Consider the following 18,477-nt stretch of genomic DNA (forward strand, 5'->3'; position numbering starts at 1 on the left):
TTAATATGACCTTAAGTGAACTTTTAAAATATGATGAAAGCTACAACATACAACAGGATATAAAGGTTTATAAGGTTCAATACTTAAAACAAAGTGAAAAGCTGAGGGTCATACTGAAGTACAAAGAAGAGTTAGAAAGTAAAGATAAAAAACTTATATATAAGCTTATAGGAGAAAGACTTAAGAGTTTTGATGCTATGGAGATACTTTGGTACAAAGATATAGAAGATGTAACAATAGAAAATGTAGTAGGAGAGTATTGGATTGATGTAATAAATTCTCTTACTGCATTTTTCCCATCAGCTAAAGTAAATTTATTAAAAGCGGTAAAGAAAATTAAAGGTAATTCTATTAACATAGTGCTAGATAATAAATTTATTCATACTATGCTTGTAAGTAAAGATATTGACAAAATTATAAAAAGAGAAATAAATAATATGTTTAATTTAGTAGTGGATGTAAAATTCACCTATGATGTAGAATTAGAAGACCAAAATTATATTATAGAAAAAGAATTAGAAGAACAAAAAATTATAAAAAGTATAGTAAATTCTATGGGTGCGTTGAGAGTAGAGGATAAAAAAAATAAATCTAAAGAAACAGTTAGGAATAAAGTTGAGGAAAAGAAAAAATATAACTGGAAAGAGAATTATGGAAGTAAAAACACCTCAAAAGAGTCTCTCGATGAAAATATTATATATGGTAATAGAAATATTAATGAAGATAATACTCCTATTAATGAGTTAGATATGTCATCTGGAAGAGTTGCTATCACAGGCGATATATTTAAAGTCAATATATTTGAGGCAAAAAATGGAAAAGTATATCCATCTATTTATGTTACAGATTATACTAGCTCTATAACAGTAAAAATATATCCAAGACCAAGTGATGATGTGGATAAGATGCTTCAAGAACTTAAAGTTGGATTATACTGTAAAGTTTATGGAGAAGTTGAGATAGATAGGTTTTCTAAAGACTTAGTGCTTAATGCAAGAACTGTAGTTAAACTTCAAAAGAATGAAAGAATGGATAGTAGTGATGAAAAGAGGGTAGAGCTACATGCTCATACTAATATGAGTTCGATGGATGGGATTACTACGGCTACAAAGTTAATAGAAAGAGCATCAAAGTGGGGGCATAAAGCGATAGCCATTACGGACCATGGAGTTGCACAGGCATTTCCAGAGGCTATGGATGCAGGTAAGAAATATAACATAAAGGTTATATATGGATTAGAGGGATATTTAGTAAATGATGGTGTTCCTATTGGGTTTAATTGTAAAGGACGTTCATTCTCAGACGAATTTGTGGTTTTTGATATTGAAACTACTGGATTTTCTAGTGAGAATGATAGAATAATAGAAATTGGAGCAGTTAAAATTAAAAATGGTATTGTAGTTGATAGTTTCAATAGATTAATTAATCCGGAGAGAGGGATTTCATATACTATTACAGAACTTACAGGAATAAATAATGATATGGTAAAAGATAGTCCTAATATTAAAACCATATTACCACAGTTTCTAGACTTTGTTGGAGATAATGTAGTAGTTGCACATAATGCTGAGTTTGATTGTGGTTTTATAAAATCAAACTGTAGAAGATTAGGATTGCAATTTAATAATGGAATTATAGATACATTACCCTTAGCAAGATTTTTATTTCCAGAGTTAAAAAAACATAAACTAAATATAATATGTGATCATCTAAATATCTCTCTTGAAAATCATCATAGAGCAGTGGATGATGCAAAAGCTACTGGAGATATTTTATTAAAATGTTTTGAACTGCTAAAAGAAAGAAATATAGAAGATGTAGATAATTTAAACAGGGAATACTTAAAAACCTTTGATATAAAGAAAGCTCAAACTAACCATGTTATATTATTAGTGAAAAATCAGGTAGGTCTTAAAAACTTATATAAATTAATATCTTATTCAAATTTAGATCACTATTATAGGAGGCCTAGACTTCCTAAAAGTTTAATTGAACAACATAGAGAAGGGCTTATAATAGGGTCAGCATGTGAAGCAGGGGAAATATTTAAAGGGATTTTATCTGGAAAAAGCTTTGAAGATTTAGATCAAATAGTATCATTTTACGACTACTTAGAGATTCAATCTATAGGAAATAATGAATTTCTAGTTAGAAAAAATATGGTGAAAGATAAAGAAGGACTTATTGAAATAAATAAAAGAATATATGAGCTAGGAGAATATTATAAAAAACCAGTGGTAGCTACCGGAGATATACATTTTTTAGAGCCTAGTGATGAAGTTTTCAGAAGAATATTAATGGCTGGAAAAGGTTTTGACGATGCCGATGATCAAGCACCACTTTACTTTAAAACTACTACAGAGATGTTAAGGGAATTTTCCTACTTAGGTGAAGAGAAGGCTAGAGAAGTAGTAATAAAGAATCCTAGTGATATTGAATCTATGATTGAGTTTGTAAAGCCTATACCAGATGAAACTTATGCTCCTAAAATTGATGGTGCAGAAGAAGAAATAAGAACAATGACATTAAATAGAGTTAGGGAGATATATGGTGATAGTTTACCAGAAGTGATTCAAAAGAGGACTGAGAAAGAGTTAAATTCTATAATAAACAATGGATATGCAGTGTTATATCTTATAGCTCATAAGTTGGTGGCAAAATCTTTAAGTGATGGCTATCTAGTTGGATCTAGAGGATCAGTTGGATCTTCTTTTGTTGCTACTATGACTAATATTACAGAGGTAAATGGGTTACCGCCTCATTATGTATGCCCTAATTGTAAACATAGTGAGTTTTTTATGGATGGTTTAGTGGGATCAGGGGTAGATTTACCTGACAAAAACTGTGAAATTTGTGGAACACTTTATATAAAAGATGGTCATGATATACCTTTTGAGACTTTCTTAGGTTTTGAGGGGGATAAGGAACCAGATATAGATTTAAACTTTTCAGGAGATAACCAAGGTGATATTCATAAATATACTGAGGTGCTTTTTGGAAAGGGCTATACTTTTAAAGCTGGAACTATAGGAACTATTGCAGATAAAACTGCTTATGGATTTGTTAAAAAATATTTAGATGAAAGAAATATAGATAGGACAAATGCAGAAATTGAGAGATTGACCATAGGATGTACTGGGGTTAAAAGAACTACAGGTCAGCATCCAGGTGGAATAATGGTAGTGCCTAGTGACAATGAAATATTTAATTTTTGCCCTATACAACATCCAGCAGATGATCCAAATTCAGACATTATAACTACTCATTTTGATTACCACTCTATAAGTGGTAGATTATTAAAACTTGATATTCTAGGACACGACGACCCTACAGTACTTAGAATGTTACAGGATTTAACGGGAATTGATCCTAGAAAAGTTCCTCTTTCAGACCCTAAGGTTATAAGCTTATTTACTTGTCCAGATGCATTAGGGGTTACAAGGGAAGAATTAGAGTGTGAAGTAGGAAGCTATGGCATACCTGAGTTTGGAACTAAGTTTGTTAGACAGATGCTTATAGATACTCAACCTCAGTCATTTTCTGATTTGGTAAGAATTTCAGGTCTTTCTCATGGAACAGATGTATGGCTTAATAATGCTCAATATTATATTAAAGAAGGGTATACAACACTTAAGGAATGTATAGCTACAAGAGATGATATTATGGTATATCTCATATATAAGGGTCTCCCTCCTAAAACTGCCTTTAATATAATGGAAAAAGTAAGAAAAGGAAAAGGGTTAAGTGAAGAGCATGAATCCATAATGAGAGAACATAATGTTCCTGATTGGTATATAGGATCTTGTAAAAAGATAAAATATATGTTTCCTAAAGGTCATGCTGTGGCATATGTAATGATGGCAGTAAGGATTGCATATTTTAAGGTTTATTATCCAAAGGCTTATTATGCCACTTATTTTACTGTTAGAGCAGATGATTTTGATGGAGATATTGCATCTAAGGGAGAAGAGGCCATTAAGCATGCAATGAATGAAATAAATGCTCTTGGAAACAATGCTGGAACCAAGGAAAAAAATCTTTTAACTGTATTAGAACTATGCTATGAAATGCACAAAAGAGGTATAAAATTTCTGCCAGTGGATATATATAAATCAGATGCTACAAAATTTACTATAGAAGGTGATAGCATAAGAATTCCTATGAGTGGACTTCAAGGAGTTGGAGTCAATGCAGCTAAAGCTATTGAAGAGTCAAGGAAGGAAGGCGAATTTATCTCAAAGGAAGATTTGAGGATAAGAAGTAAGGCTACTAAAACTGTAATAGAAGCATTAGATAACCACGGAGCCTTAGGTTATTTGCCAGAGACAAATCAATTAAGCCTTTTTTAAAAGCATATAAAAAGAAAGATTTGCATATGATATTTATCTATGATATAATTATTTGTAGTTTAGTTTGCAAGAATAAATTTGTTTTTAGGAGAGTAGGGTTAATTCCTACTCTCTATTTATTAAAACGCAGCGAATAGTTGCGTTTTAATTATAATTAAAAGGTTTATTATTTCATATTAAAGAAATCATAAAAGTAAGGAGGGATTTTATATGAAAAACAATGAATTTATAGATAAACTTAAAGACTTAGTTTTACCAGCTATAAAAAGCAAGGACTTTGAACTTTACCATTTAGAATATGTAAAGGAAGGAGGTCAAAATATCTTTAGAGTTTATATAGATAGTGAAAATGGAGTTACTTTAGATAATTGTGTGAGTGTAAGTAGAGCAATTAGTGATATACTAGATATAGAAGATCCGATATCAGATGAATATAACTTAGAAGTTTCATCACCAGGAGTGTTTAGAGACCTATATACTGAAGCACATTATAACAAATATATAGATTATGATGTGGCTGTAAAGCTTTCATCGTTATTAAATGGAAAGAAAAAATATGAAGGTATTTTAAAGGCCTTTGATGAAGCTAATTTGGTTGTAGAGGTAGATAAAGAAGAAGTTATAATACCAAGAGAAAAAATTTTTATGGTGAGCTTAAACCCAACTTTATAAGGAGGATGTGAAATGAACGGCGGATTTAAAGAAGAATTTATAGATGCTATAAGGCAACTAATTGTTGAGAAAGGGATTAGTGAGAATCTACTCTTTGAAACCATAGAGGATGCATTAGTGGCAGCTTATAAAAAGAATTTTGCTAAATCCCATGCTAAGGAGCAAAATGTTAAGGTTACAGTTAATAGAGAAACAGGAGAAACCCATGTATATTCTTTAAAGGAAGTTGTAGAAGAGGTTTATGATGATGTTATTGAAATTTCTATAGAAGATGCTAAGGAAATTAGTCCTAGATATACATTAGAAGATATAGCCGAAATAGAGATAACTCCTAGGGATTTTGGAAGAGTTGCAGCACAGGCAGCAAAACAAGTAGTAATTCAAAGGATAAAAGAAGCAGAAAGAACTTTAATATACGATGAATTTATAACTAAGCAATATGATATAATTACAGGTATAGTACTAAGAAAAGATAGAGGAAATGTATTTGTTAATTTGGGGAAACTAGAAGCAGTTTTAGGGCCAAATGAGCAAATGCAAGGAGAAAGCTATATATTCAATGAGAAGTTAAAACTGTATATAGTTGAAGTTAAAAAGACTTCAAGAGGACCACAAATAGTTGTATCTAGAACTCACCCAGGACTTGTTAAGAGATTATTTGAGCTAGAAGTTCCAGAGATATATAGTGGAGTAGTAGAAATTAAGAATATTGCTAGAGAAGCAGGATCAAGAACAAAGATTGCAGTATATTCTACAGAGGAAGATATAGATGCAATGGGAGCATGTGTTGGACCTAAGGGAGTTAGAGTTCAAAATATAGTGAATGAACTTAAAAGTGAAAAAATTGATATAATAAAGTGGAGTAAGCTTCCAGAAGAATATATAGCAAATGCGCTTAGTCCAGCAAAAATTATATCAGTAGATGTTGATGAAAATGAAAAAAGTGCTAGGGTAGTTGTTGATGATAATCAATTGTCACTAGCAATAGGTAAAGAAGGTCAGAATGTTAGGCTAGCTGCAAGACTAACTGGCTGGAAAATCGACATAAAAAGTAAATCTCAAGCAGAAAAATTAATTAATGAAGAGAATAGTATTTAAGAGTAGGTGATAACCCATGAAAGTAAAGAAGATACCTCAAAGAATGTGCACAGGATGCATGGAAATGAAACCAAAGAAGGAACTTATAAGAGTTGTGAAAAATAAAGAAAATGAGATATCTATAGATTTACATGGTAAGAAACCAGGTAGAGGTGCTTATATTTGTAAAAGCCTTGAATGCCTAGAAAAAGCAGTTAAAACAAAGAGACTAGAGAGAAATTTAGAATGCAAAATTGATGCTGAAATATATGATAAGCTGAAAGAAGAGATAAATTGCTATGAATAAATTTTTTCAATTTCTAGGGTTAACTAAAAAATCAGGAAATTTAGTAGAAGGATATAATAAATGTGAAGATACTATAAAAAAACAAAAAGTTTATCTATGTATTTTATCTTTAGAGTGTGCCGATAATACTAAAAGTAAGTTTATAAAATATTCTAATGATAGAAAAATTCCATTGATTGAGAATATTACTAGTAAAGAGTTAGCTATTGCCATTGGAAGAGAAAAAATTAATGTGTTAATGGTAAAAGATGAAAACATGAGTAAAAATTTAATCAGATTATGGAATGATAATCAAAAAACGTAAATTCGGGGGTGAAAATTTTGGCAAAAGTAAGAATATATGAATTAGCTAAAGAGTTAGAAGTCTCAAGTAAAGAGCTAATAACGGTATTAATGGAAGAGTTCGGAGTTGAAGCTAAAAATCACATGAGTGTTATTGATGAGGAAGATGGTGAGCTGATAAAAGAACTTTATTCAGAGCAAAGAAAATTAAATGAAGACAAAAAAGAGATTATTGAAGAATATGAACTATTAGCCGATGAAGATATTAAAAAGCAAGAAAGAAAGAACAGCAAAATTAGAAGAGGATCTAATAAAAGACAAGATGAAGAAGACGATGAGACACTTGATGAAGTTATAGAACTAGGTGAAACTATTGTAATAAAAGATCTAGCAGAAAAGCTTAAGAGAAATCCTGTTGAAGTCATTAAAACATTGATATTCCAAGGTGTTATGGCCAATATGAATCAAGAAATAGATTTTAATACAGCAGAGAAGGTTATAGAAGAATATGGAGCTATGGCTGTATTAAAAGAGGAAAAAGCAGGTAATTTAGAAGAAGCTGATATAGTAGAAGAAGAAATAGAAGAAGATAAATTGGAAAAAAGACCTCCAATAGTTACAATAATGGGTCATGTTGACCATGGTAAAACTTCACTATTGGATGCTATAAAGCATTCAAAAGTAACTGCAACAGAAGCAGGTGGAATTACTCAACACATTGGAGCATATACAGTAGATGTCAATGGAGAAAAAATTACATTTCTAGATACTCCTGGACATGAAGCGTTCACAGCAATGAGAGCTAGAGGAGCACAAATTACTGATATTGTTATTTTAGTAGTTGCAGCTGATGATGGTATAATGCCACAGACAGTAGAAGCTATAAATCACTGCAAAGCAGCTGAAGTACCAATGATAATCGCCATCAATAAAATGGATAAACCAGATGCAACCCCAGATAGAGTTAAACAAGAGTTAACTGAGCATGGACTTCTTTCAGAAGATTGGGGAGGAGATACTATTTGTGTACCAGTATCTGCTCATACTAAAGAGGGATTAGATACACTTTTAGAAATGGTAGTATTAACTTCTGAAATGCAAGAATTAACAGCGGATTCAAATAGAAGAGCTAAAGGAACTGTTATAGAAGCTAAACTAGATAAAGGTAGAGGTCCAGTTGCTAGTCTTTTAGTTCAAAATGGAACATTAAGAACTGGTGATTCAATTATAGTTGGAACAACTTATGGTAGAATAAGAGCTATGCTTGATGATAAAGGTAAAAAGATTAAGGAAGCAGGTCCATCCATACCTGTGGAGATACTAGGTCTTTCAGAAGTTCCAGCAGCAGGAGACAGATTTACAGTAGTAAAAGATGAGAAAACTGCTAGAATTATGGCGGATTCTAGAAAAGAGAAAATAAGACAAGAGAATTTCCAAGCATCTCATAGGGTTTCTATGGAAAACTTATATAGCCAAATTCAAGAAGGTAAAGTTAAAGAGTTAAGTGTTATAGTTAAAGCGGATGTTCAAGGTTCTGTAGAAGCAATAAAACAATCTATAGAAAAACTTTCAACTGATAATGTTAAAGTTAGAGTAATTCATGGTGCAGTAGGAGCAATTACTGAGACAGATGTTACATTAGCATATGCATCAAACGCTATAATTATAGGGTTCAATGTTAGACCAGATAATAACGCTATAGCAGCGGGAGAAAGAGATAATGTTGAAATTAGAACTTATAGAATAATATATGATGCTCTTGATGATATTAAGTCAGCTATGATAGGAATGCTTGAGCCAGAGTATAAGGAAGTAGTGCTTGGAAGAGTTGAAATAAGGCAGGTATATAAAATATCTAATGTAGGTACTATTGCAGGATGTTATGTACTAAATGGAAAAATTACAAGACATAGCAGCGTAAGGGTACTAAGAGAAAATATAGTAATATTTGAATCAACGCTAGCATCATTGAAGAGATTTAAGGATGATGTAAAAGAAGCAGCGGCTGGATATGAGTGTGGATTGAGTATAGAGAGATTTAATGATATAAAAGAAGGCGATATCATTGAAGCATATATTATGGAAGAGGTTAAGCCAAAAGGGTTATAATGTAAAGGAGTGGTTTCCATGGCTAACTATAGAGGCGGAAGAATAAACGAAGAAATAAAAAAAGATGTAAGTAATACCATTCAAAATAAGTTAAAAGATCCAAGATTGAATGCATTGATAAGTGTAACTGATGTAGATGTAACTAGAGATTTAAGTTATGCTAAGATTTATGTTAGCATATTTGGAACAGAAGAGCAGAAAAATGATGCTTTTAAAATCTTAAAGAGTTCCACTGCTTTTATAAGAAAAGAGATAGGTAAAAATGTTAAATTAAGGCATGTACCAGAGGTTATTATAGAATTAGATAGTACTATAGATAAAGCAAATCGTTTAGAGTCAATATTTGAAAAGATAAAGGATAGTACATCTGATGATGAATATTAATAGTGTAATTGAAGCAATAAAAAAAAGTGATCATATAGGTATTACTTTCCACCAATCTCCAGATGGAGATTCATTAGGAAGTGCCACAGCCCTTTTACAAGGGTTGAGGGCACTTAATAAAGATGCCTATATTCTATGTAAAGAACCTATACCTAAAACTTTTTCTTATTTATTTTACAGTGAAGAAATAACAGGGAGCAATTCAGAGGTAGAGCCAGGCACAAACATAGTAATTGTCCTTGATTGTGGAGATTTTAAAAGAATAAATGCAAATATATCTAGAGGACAAGATTATAAAATAATTAATGTAGATCACCATATGAGCAACGAGATGTATGGTGATATAAATTATGTAGACACGAATTCAGCTGCAGTAGGGGAAATAATTTATTTAATATTAGAAGAACTACAGGTTGAAATGACAAAAGAAATAGGGACTTCTATATATACATCCCTATTAACAGATACTAGTTCTTTTAGACATTCAAATACTACAGAAAGAACTCATGAAATTGCAGGGGAAATAATAAATACTGGATTAAATTTTACAAATATTCATAGAATTATTTTTGAGGATAAAGAATTTTATAAGATTAAAGTAATTGGAGAAATAATAAGTACCATGACGTTAGAGTTAAGTGGTAAATTAGTATTTATGACAATAACTAAAAATTTACTTGATAAATTTAATTTAGAAAATTTTGACTCCTCAGAGGTAATACATTTTGGTACTATGGTGTCAAGAGCAGAAGTAGTAGCACTTTTAAAAGAGTCAAAGGATGGAGTTAAAGTAAGTTTAAGATCAAAAGAATTATTAGATGTTAGATTAATAGCTGAAGGATACAATGGTGGTGGACATGTAAGAGCAGCAGGATTCTACTATAATGGAGATATAAATGCTATTAAAGATCAGTTAATTAAAATTATAGAAAAAGAGTTGAGATAATTATGACGCTAAATAAAGAAAATAATTCTACTCTTTCAGGAGTTTTAAATATAAATAAGCCATTAGGAATTACTTCTTTCGATGTGGTTAGAAAAATAAAGAAACTAATATGGCAAAAGAAGGTTGGGCACTGTGGAACCTTAGATCCAGAGGCGAGTGGTGTATTACCAATTTGTATAGGGAAGGCCACTAAAGCTATTGAGTTTATTATGGAAAATAACAAAGAATATATAGCTAAGTTAAAGCTAGGGGTGACCACAGATACCTATGATAGAGAAGGTGCCATACTTACAGAGAAAGAAGTTCATTGTACTCCTAATCAGATTATAGAAGCAGTTAATAAATTCATGGGAGAAATAGAGCAGATTCCGCCTATGTATTCAGCCTTAAAAGTTAATGGTAAGAAATTATATGAATTAGCTAGACAAGGTATAGAGGTTGAAAGAGCAGCTAGAAAAATAAATATACATAATATAGAAATACTATCAATAGAACTTCCCTTTGTAGAAATTAAAGTTAATTGTTCTAAAGGAACCTATATAAGAAGTCTGTGTTATGATATAGGTGAATCATTAGGGTGTGGTGCTATGATGTGGAGTTTGGATAGAACTGCTACAGAACCATTTAAAAAGATTGATAGTGTAGATTTAGAAGTGTTATCAGAGGATAATATCAAAGAGTATATCATTCCATTAGAAGAGGTTTTCAAGGATTTTTTGAGATTAGATGTAAATGAAAAATTTGAAAAACTTCTATTGAATGGAGTTGTAGTTAAAGATAGGTCTATAATAGAAGACTTAGAGAAGTTCAAAAAATATTCTGTATATAATAGTTTTGGAAAGATTATTGGGATTGCATTGAGAACAGATGTAGGATTAAAATTAATAAAACTATTTGTTTAGGTGAGCTATTATGAAAATTATAAAAGATAATTTTAATGAGAAAATTCAAGACTCTACAATAATAATTTTGGGTAGTTTTGATGGCATTCATAAAGGGCATAGAGCTCTAATAGATGGTGCTAAAAAGGTAGCTAAAAATTTAGAGAAAAAATACAAAAATCATAAGATAAAGATTATGGTATGCACCTTTGAGAACCATCCACTTAGTGTAGTAAATAAGGATGTTTGTCCTAAACTCATTATGAGTAATGATAGAAAAAGTGAATTGTTTAAAAAATTAGGTGTGGATATAGTAAATTTTATGAATTTTAATAAAGAGTTAATGGAAATATCACCAGAGGATTTTATAATGAATTTAAAGAAGTATTATAATGCAGTAGGTATTGTAGTGGGTTTTAACAATAGATTTGGATATAAAAATTTAGGTGATACAGAATTACTAAATAAATTTAGTGATATATTAGGCTATAATCTCCTGGTAATAAAGCCTGTAAAGGTAGATGGAGAAGTAATAAGTAGCTCTGTTATTAGGCATCATATACAAGAAGGAAATATAGAAAGAGCAAATAAGTTATTAGAAACTTCATTTATGATTCATGGAAGAATTGTAAAAGGAAAACAATTTGGAAGAACAATGGGATTTCCGACAATAAATATAGATTATGATAAGAAATATGTTATACCTAAAGGTGGAGTATATAGTACAATAGTAAGTTATAATAATAGATTGTTTAAAGGGATTACTAATATAGGTTATAATCCTACAGTAAATGGGGATAAACTTAGTATAGAAACACATATAATAGATTTTAATCAAGACATATATGGAGAAGAGGTAAATATATACTTTATTGAAAAAATAAGGGAAGAAAGAAAGTTTGCCAATATAGATGAATTAAAGCATCAATTAAAACTAGATAAATGTTTTGTAAGGTCTAGAGATAAGAAGATAAATGTTTAAAAAATAAGTTTATGGAAATAATGGTTTATAGATATATTAGATTAAATAAACTTTATTACTATTAGAACAAATTAGTAATTTACAAAAAGAATTTTATTTGATATAATTCTTTAGGAACCCTATGCTATGTTGTCTGAATTGCCAACGGAATACATGGCATATGGCGATTGACTTTTGGAGGTGTATATTAATGGATAAGGCAAGAAAACAAGAAATAATGACTGAATTTGCAAGACATGAGGGAGACACAGGTTCTCCAGAGGTGCAAATAGCACTACTAACTGAAAGAATAGTTAGCTTAACTGAGCACTTAAAAACTCATAAAAAAGACCACCACTCAAGAAGAGGTCTTTTAATGATGGTAGGACAAAGAAAAGGTCTTATTAATTACTTAAAGAAACAAGATATCGAAAGATACCGTGCTATCATTGAGAAATTAGGAATTAGAAAATAGTAAGAGCGGCAAAGCCGCTCTATTATTTTAATTAATTATAAAATACTAATAAATGCTAATAATAATATATAATTGAAAGTTGAAAGGAGGCAAAATAATGATAAATACATTACAAACTAACATAGCTGGAAGAGAAATGAAAATAGAACTTGGTAGAGTTGGAATGTTATCTAATTGTGCCATATTTATGAGTTATGGAGACACAGTAGTACTTGTTAATGTTAATGGTTCAGAAAAACCTAGAGAAGGCATAGACTTTTTCCCACTTAGTGTTGAGTATGAAGAAAGATTATATGCTGTTGGAAAAATACCAGGAGGGTTTATAAAAAGAGAAGGGAGACCTTCAGAGAAAGCGATACTTAATGGTAGAGCTATAGATAGACCAATAAGACCACTATTTCCAAAGGGGTATAGGAATGATGTTCAGGTAGTATGTACAGTAGTATCTGTAGATCAAGATAATGTTCCAGAAATACTTGCTATGAATGCTGCATCTATGGCATTAACATTATCAAGTCTTCCATTCAATGATCCTATAGGAAATGTTTCCATTGGATTAGTTAATGGAGAATTTATAGTTAATCCTACTGTAAGCCAAAGAGAAGAAAGCACTATGCAATTAACTATTTCTGCTACTAAGGAAAGAGTTATGATGATAGAAGCTGGAGCAGATGAAGTTCCAGAAGATGTAATGATAAAGGCTATAGAATTTGGTTTTAATGAATGTCAAAAAATAATTGCATTCCAAGAAGAAGCTAGAGCTAAATTTGGAAAAGAAAAAATAGAGCCAGTGCTTCATAAAGTAGATGAAGAATTGGAAAAAGATATAAGAGATTTTGCTTTTGATATGTTAAAGGAAGCAATGTATATTACTGATAAAGATGATAGAAATGTGAAAGTTAACGAAATTAAAAATAAAATTGATGAGACTTTCGGAGAAAAGTATGCAGATAAGATGAGTGATGTAGCAGAAACTATATATAATCTTCAGAAAGAGATCGTAAGACATATGCTCCTAGTAGATAAGAAGAGACCTGATGGCAGAGGGTTTGATGAAATTAGACCTATTAGTTGTGAAACATCATTACTTCCAAGAACTCATGGAACAGGACTATTTACTAGAGGTTTAACTCAAGTTATGACAGTTGCAACATTAGGAGCACTAGGTGATGTTCAAATTATTGACGGCTTAGGAGAAGAAGAATTCAAGAGATATATGCATCATTATAACTTCCCAGCGTATAGTGTAGGTGAAGTTAAACCGTTAAGAGGCCCAGGAAGAAGAGAAATTGGTCACGGAGCTTTAGCGGAAAGAGCACTTGAGCCATTAATTCCTTCAATTGAAGAATTCCCTTATACTATAAGATTAGTATCTGAAGTTTTAAGTTCAAATGGTTCCACTTCACAAGCAAGTGTATGTGGTAGTACATTGGCATTATTAGATGCAGGAGTTCCAATTAAGAGACCAGCAGCAGGTATTGCTATGGGATTAATAACTAGTGAAGATCTCACTTCAGAAGGAATATTAACGGATATTCAAGGAATTGAAGACTTTTTCGGAGATATGGACTTTAAGGTTGCAGGTACTGAAAAAGGAATAACTTCAATACAAGTAGATACTAAGATAAAAGGATTATCTGATTATTGTATAAGAACTGCTATAGAAGATGCTAGAAAAGCTAGAATGTATATTTTAGAAAAAATTAAAGAATGTATACCAGAACCTAGAGCTGAATTATCACCATATGCTCCAAGAATGTATACAGTAACTGTGAATCCAGATAAAATTAGAGATATCATAGGACCAGGGGGAAAAACTATTAAAAAGATAATAGCAGATACTGGTGTTAAAATAGATACAAACGATGATGGAAAAGTAATTATAATGTCTAATGATAGTACTAGTGCCAATATAGCCTTAAAAATGATTAAAGATATAACAAAAGAAGTTGAAGTAGGAGAAATTTATTTAGGAAAAGTTACTAAAATAGCTACTTTTGGAGCTTTTGTTGAAATACTTCCAGGTAAAGAAGGATTAGTTCATATTTCTAAATTAGATACTGCAAGAGTTAATAAGGTTGAAGACATAGTGGCTGTAGGTGATGAAATATTAGTTAAAGTTGTAGAAATTGATGGCCAAGGAAGAGTAAATCTTTCAAGAAAAGATGCAATAAAAGACAGTGAAGAAAATAAAAATTCAGAAAATGAATAAATGACAATAAAAAGGCATTGCCTTTTTATTTTTTTGTTTATAACAAGTATTTTGAAATATTGTGTATAATAATAGTTATAAAATATGTTGTCATAATATAAGTTATTCAAAGGAGAAAAAATATGTACAATTCATTTAGATTAAATAATGGACTAAGAGTAGTAGTAGAGAATATTGAAAATTATAATTCGGTATCAGTGGGGTTGTGGGTTAAGAATGGTTCTAGAAATGAAACTGAGGAACTAAGTGGAATATCCCATTTTATAGAACATATGATGTTTAAAGGTACAGAGAATAGAAGTTCTAAGCAAATAGTAGAGTCAATAGAAAATGTTGGCGGTCAAATAAATGCTTTTACAGGAAAAGAATCCACGTGTTATTATGTAAAACTATTAGATAGTCATATAGAATTAGGTCTAGACATATTATCTGATATGTTGTTTAATAGTAAATTTGATTATGATGATATAGAGAAAGAGAAAAAGGTAGTTATTGAAGAAATTAATATGGGAGAAGATTCCCCAGAAGATGTGCTTATTGAATTACATGAAAAAGCCATGTGGGGAGATGATACGCTATCTATGCCCATACTTGGACATGAAGAAAGCGTAAAAAGTTTTACAAAAGAAAAAATTATAAATTATATTAGTGAACATTACTATCCGCATAATTGTGTGCTATCTATATGTGGAAAAATTTCTATGGATGAAATAGAAAAGATGGTAGAAAGATATTTTGGATCATGGAAATCTGTAATTACATGTGAACATAAATATTCAAATCCAGTACTTCAAAATAACATATATTTTAGAAGTAAAGATATTGAACAATTACATGTATCTTTAGGAATGAAGGGATTACAGATGGGAAGTGAGGAAAGTGCAACTTCAGTACTCCTGGCTAATATATTAGGGGGAGGAGCATCCTCTATATTATTTCAAAGAATAAGAGAAGAATTAGCAATGTGTTATTCGATTTATGTATATATGTCTCCTTATGTTAACTGTGGAAGCATAAATATCGGAGCGGCACTCAATCCTAACAAAATAAAAGAGGCCATTGAAGCTATAAATGAAGAGTTGATGAAATTTTATAGTGGTGATATAACTGAAGAGAAGCTAGCTAGAGCTAAAGAACAGCTAAAAGGAAGTTATATGTTGGGATTGGAAAGTACTAGTAGTAGAATGTTCGGAAATGGTAAATCATTGCTATTTAAAAACAAAATAGAAAGTCCAAGTGATGTTATCAACAAAATAGATAAAATTAATATGGGGAAAGTTAAAGATGTTATGAACAATACTTTCAAAAAAGGTATAATAAGTAGTGCATTTGTAGGAAAAGAACTTGGAGAACTACGTTCTATTTATGGGGATAAAATTAAAAAGATAGACAATTTGCAGGAACCATAAGATAAAATTATTAATATTATAAATTATAATATTTATCATATATAATTAATAATTCACATAATAATCTATAAGAATTATTATGAGGTGATAGATATGGAGGAACAAATAAGGCTTTTAAGTGAAATGGAAAGATATGAAATTATTAATATTAATGATGGAGATAAGTATAGTATTTTAGGAAATAATGATATAGTAATTGACGAAAATGGGGAATTTAAATTATTATTAATAACAGAAGGCAAAAATGGAATGGGTTTCTTTAAACAGAAGGATATGTTTGAAGTACCTTGGGAATATGTAAAGAAATTTGGTTCCAAAACTATAATTATTGATGTAGATGGTGACACCATAAGGAAATCGCATGTTTAGTATGGAGGATAGAAATGAACATTATAGTGCAAAAATTTGGAGGAACTTCTGTAGCTACTGAAGAAAATAGAAAACTAGTAGTTCAAAAGATAAAAAAAGCTATTGAAGAAGGATTTACACCAGTGGTGGTGGTATCAGCAATGGGAAGAAAAGGTTCTCCATATGCTACAGATACATTATTATCTTTGATAGGTGACGATTTTAAAAAAATAAATACATTGGCTGTAGATTTACTACTTTCTTGTGGAGAAATTTTAAGTGCGGTGGTACTTTGTGATGAGTTAAATAAAGAAAGCATAGATGCAGTACCGCTTACAGGAGGCCAGAGTGGAATAACAACTGATGAAAATTTTAACAATGCATCTATTTTAGAAGTGAAACCTGATAAAATATTAGAATTATTAAAATTAGGAAAAATACCGGTGGTTGCAGGATTTCAAGGTGCTAGCGAAAATGAGTATATAACAACTATTGGAAGAGGGGGAAGTGATGTTACAGGGGCTATTTTAGGTGCAGCGTTAAAAGCCAGAGAAGTCCAAATATATACTGATGTTGATGGTATTATGACTGCAGATCCAAGAATAGTATCTGATGCCTCCTTAATTGAAAATATAAGTTATGATGAGGTATTTCAATTCGCAGATCAGGGAGCAAAGGTAATCCACCCTAGAGCTATTGAAATATCTAAAAGATATAATATACCACTTGTAATAAAAAATACTTTAAGTGACTGTAATGGAACTACTATTTCTAGCTACGGTGAGGATGGGAAAAAGCTTATCACAGGAATAACTCATGTAGATAATAGAGTTCAAATATTGATAAATAATAATGGAGAGGGCTGCTATTATGATATATTTGATATATTAGCCAATGAGAGTATAAGTATCGACCTCATAAATGTATTTCCAAAAACAAAGATATTTACTATTGATAAACAAGATTTAATAAAGTTTAAAGAAATAGTTAAAGATTTAGAATTAGATTATAGCTTTATAGAAGACTGTAGTAAAATATCTATAATAGGTTCTAAAATAAGAGGTATTCCAGGCGTTATGGCTAAAATATTAAGAGCTATTGAAAATGAAAATATAGATGTATTACAGACAGCAGATTCACATATGACTATCTGGTGTCTAGTAAGTACAGAGTCTTCGAAAAAAGTAATAAATATACTCCATAAGGAATTTCAATTAGGTTAAGTATATTAACTCTTCCTAATGCACAAAATACTGTGTATTAGGAGGAGTTTACTTATGGCTAAAGAAATAAAAAAGAAGAAGGAAAGAAATATAATTAATAAAGAAGAAGAGATAAAAAAAGAAGAGATAAAAAACGCAGTCAGTGAAGAGGTAGCTAATTTAAAAGAAGTAGGAGTAATGTCTGTAGCTCATGCAGATGATAGAATACAGGTATTTCCTATAATAGGTCAAATTGAAGGACATAATGTGTCGAATCCACAAACAAAAACAACAAAATATGAGCACCTGATACCACAACTCATAGCCATAGAAAGAGATAAGAAGGTAAAGGGAATACTTATTGTATTAAACACAATTGGAGGAGATGTGGAAGCGGGACTTGCAATATCAGAGATGATAACAAGTTTGAGTAAGCCGACGGTTTCAATAGTAATCGGAGGGGGTCATTCCATAGGGGTTCCACTTGCTACTTCTGCTAATTATTCTTTTATAACACCTTCAGCTACTATGATAGTACATCCCATAAGAATGAATGGTTTTGTAATAGGGGTAAATCAAACCTTTGAATATTTTAAGAAAATGCAAGAACGAATAGTAGATTTCGTAGTAAGAACATCTAAAATTAATGCTGAATCCTTTAGAATGCTTATGAGTCAAACTGATGAACTATTAAATGATATTGGTACCATATTAATAGGAGAGCAAGCAGTTGAGTGTGGGCTTATAGATGAAGTTGGAGGAATCAAAGAAGCACTGAATAAATTGGAAGAATTAATAGGTGATAAATAGGTCATAATGGCCTATTTACTTTTTTGTAATTCTAATTCATGATATTTATAAAA

16 protein-coding genes are annotated in these 18,477 nt (G+C 30.8%); all 16 read left to right on the plus strand.

The features are described 5' to 3' along the window. Positions 1-5 precede the first annotated feature (5 nt). On the plus strand, positions 6-4,349 hold the full coding sequence (locus ACI48Q_RS05520) for a PolC-type DNA polymerase III (RefSeq protein ID WP_474918044.1): 4,344 nt from the start codon (positions 6-8) through the stop codon (positions 4,347-4,349). Positions 4,350-4,559: 210 nt separating this feature from the next. Then, positions 4,560-5,021: a ribosome maturation factor RimP gene (rimP, locus tag ACI48Q_RS05525; protein ID WP_474918045.1), complete on the plus strand. Its 462-nt coding sequence runs from the start codon at positions 4,560-4,562 to the stop codon at positions 5,019-5,021. 12 nt (positions 5,022-5,033) lie between these two features. After that, positions 5,034-6,119, plus strand: a complete 1,086-nt coding sequence (gene nusA, locus ACI48Q_RS05530; RefSeq protein WP_474918046.1) for a transcription termination factor NusA — start codon at positions 5,034-5,036, stop codon at positions 6,117-6,119. 16 nt (positions 6,120-6,135) lie between these two features. Beyond that, positions 6,136-6,405 carry an RNase P modulator RnpM gene (gene rnpM / locus ACI48Q_RS05535; RefSeq protein WP_474918047.1) on the plus strand — a complete coding sequence of 90 codons (270 nt, stop codon included), beginning with the start codon at positions 6,136-6,138 and terminating at the stop codon, positions 6,403-6,405. Beyond that, complete coding sequence (locus ACI48Q_RS05540; protein ID WP_474918048.1) at positions 6,398-6,709, plus strand: ribosomal L7Ae/L30e/S12e/Gadd45 family protein; 312 nt, start codon at positions 6,398-6,400, stop codon at positions 6,707-6,709. The genes rnpM and ACI48Q_RS05540 overlap by 8 nt, the downstream gene beginning before the upstream one ends. 17 nt (positions 6,710-6,726) lie before the next feature. Further along, positions 6,727-8,796 carry a translation initiation factor IF-2 gene (infB, locus tag ACI48Q_RS05545; RefSeq protein WP_474918049.1) on the plus strand — a complete coding sequence of 690 codons (2,070 nt, stop codon included), beginning with the start codon at positions 6,727-6,729 and terminating at the stop codon, positions 8,794-8,796. Positions 8,797-8,814: 18 nt separating this feature from the next. Then, a complete protein-coding gene (gene rbfA / locus ACI48Q_RS05550; protein WP_474918050.1) occupies positions 8,815-9,180 on the plus strand; it encodes a 30S ribosome-binding factor RbfA in 366 nt (121 codons plus the stop codon). Then, positions 9,170-10,126, plus strand: a complete 957-nt coding sequence (locus ACI48Q_RS05555; RefSeq protein ID WP_474918338.1) for a DHH family phosphoesterase — start codon at positions 9,170-9,172, stop codon at positions 10,124-10,126. The genes rbfA and ACI48Q_RS05555 overlap by 11 nt, the downstream gene beginning before the upstream one ends. 2 nt (positions 10,127-10,128) lie before the next feature. Then, a complete protein-coding gene (truB, locus tag ACI48Q_RS05560) occupies positions 10,129-11,028 on the plus strand; it encodes a tRNA pseudouridine(55) synthase TruB (RefSeq protein WP_474918051.1) in 900 nt (299 codons plus the stop codon). A gap of 10 nt (positions 11,029-11,038) precedes the next feature. After that, on the plus strand, positions 11,039-11,989 hold the full coding sequence (locus tag ACI48Q_RS05565; RefSeq protein ID WP_474918052.1) for a bifunctional riboflavin kinase/FAD synthetase: 951 nt from the start codon (positions 11,039-11,041) through the stop codon (positions 11,987-11,989). Positions 11,990-12,179: 190 nt separating this feature from the next. Next, positions 12,180-12,443 (plus strand): 30S ribosomal protein S15, encoded by a 264-nt coding sequence (gene rpsO, locus ACI48Q_RS05570; protein WP_474918053.1) that lies wholly within the window; start codon positions 12,180-12,182, stop codon positions 12,441-12,443. 97 nt (positions 12,444-12,540) lie between these two features. Then, complete coding sequence (locus ACI48Q_RS05575; RefSeq protein ID WP_474918054.1) at positions 12,541-14,655, plus strand: polyribonucleotide nucleotidyltransferase; 2,115 nt, start codon at positions 12,541-12,543, stop codon at positions 14,653-14,655. 122 nt (positions 14,656-14,777) lie between these two features. Then, entirely contained in the window at positions 14,778-16,064 is a 1,287-nt protein-coding gene (locus tag ACI48Q_RS05580; protein ID WP_474918055.1) for a M16 family metallopeptidase, read from the plus strand. Between the two features lie 93 nt (positions 16,065-16,157). After that, the gene (locus tag ACI48Q_RS05585; protein ID WP_474918056.1) at positions 16,158-16,433 is read left to right on the plus strand and encodes a YlmC/YmxH family sporulation protein; all 276 of its coding nucleotides are present in this window, start codon (positions 16,158-16,160) and stop codon (positions 16,431-16,433) included. Positions 16,434-16,447: 14 nt separating this feature from the next. After that, entirely contained in the window at positions 16,448-17,635 is a 1,188-nt protein-coding gene (dapG, locus tag ACI48Q_RS05590; RefSeq protein WP_474918057.1) for an aspartate kinase, read from the plus strand. A gap of 54 nt (positions 17,636-17,689) precedes the next feature. Next, on the plus strand, positions 17,690-18,424 hold the full coding sequence (locus tag ACI48Q_RS05595; RefSeq protein WP_474918058.1) for a ClpP family protease: 735 nt from the start codon (positions 17,690-17,692) through the stop codon (positions 18,422-18,424). Positions 18,425-18,477 lie beyond the last annotated feature (53 nt).

The organism is Clostridium sp. LXY-7 (assembly GCF_056172015.1).

Coding starts and splice junctions, on each gene's coding strand:
- ACI48Q_RS05520 (WP_474918044.1), top strand. CDS start 6: ATGACCTTAAGTGAACTTTTAAAATATGATGAAAGCTACAACATACAA.
- rimP (WP_474918045.1), top strand. CDS start 4,560: ATGAAAAACAATGAATTTATAGATAAACTTAAAGACTTAGTTTTACCA.
- nusA (WP_474918046.1), top strand. CDS start 5,034: ATGAACGGCGGATTTAAAGAAGAATTTATAGATGCTATAAGGCAACTA.
- rnpM (WP_474918047.1), top strand. CDS start 6,136: ATGAAAGTAAAGAAGATACCTCAAAGAATGTGCACAGGATGCATGGAA.
- ACI48Q_RS05540 (WP_474918048.1), top strand. CDS start 6,398: ATGAATAAATTTTTTCAATTTCTAGGGTTAACTAAAAAATCAGGAAAT.
- rbfA (WP_474918050.1), top strand. CDS start 8,815: ATGGCTAACTATAGAGGCGGAAGAATAAACGAAGAAATAAAAAAAGAT.
- ACI48Q_RS05555 (WP_474918338.1), top strand. CDS start 9,170: ATGAATATTAATAGTGTAATTGAAGCAATAAAAAAAAGTGATCATATA.
- truB (WP_474918051.1), top strand. CDS start 10,129: ATGACGCTAAATAAAGAAAATAATTCTACTCTTTCAGGAGTTTTAAAT.
- ACI48Q_RS05565 (WP_474918052.1), top strand. CDS start 11,039: ATGAAAATTATAAAAGATAATTTTAATGAGAAAATTCAAGACTCTACA.
- rpsO (WP_474918053.1), top strand. CDS start 12,180: ATGGATAAGGCAAGAAAACAAGAAATAATGACTGAATTTGCAAGACAT.
- ACI48Q_RS05575 (WP_474918054.1), top strand. CDS start 12,541: ATGATAAATACATTACAAACTAACATAGCTGGAAGAGAAATGAAAATA.
- ACI48Q_RS05580 (WP_474918055.1), top strand. CDS start 14,778: ATGTACAATTCATTTAGATTAAATAATGGACTAAGAGTAGTAGTAGAG.
- ACI48Q_RS05585 (WP_474918056.1), top strand. CDS start 16,158: ATGGAGGAACAAATAAGGCTTTTAAGTGAAATGGAAAGATATGAAATT.
- dapG (WP_474918057.1), top strand. CDS start 16,448: ATGAACATTATAGTGCAAAAATTTGGAGGAACTTCTGTAGCTACTGAA.
- ACI48Q_RS05595 (WP_474918058.1), top strand. CDS start 17,690: ATGGCTAAAGAAATAAAAAAGAAGAAGGAAAGAAATATAATTAATAAA.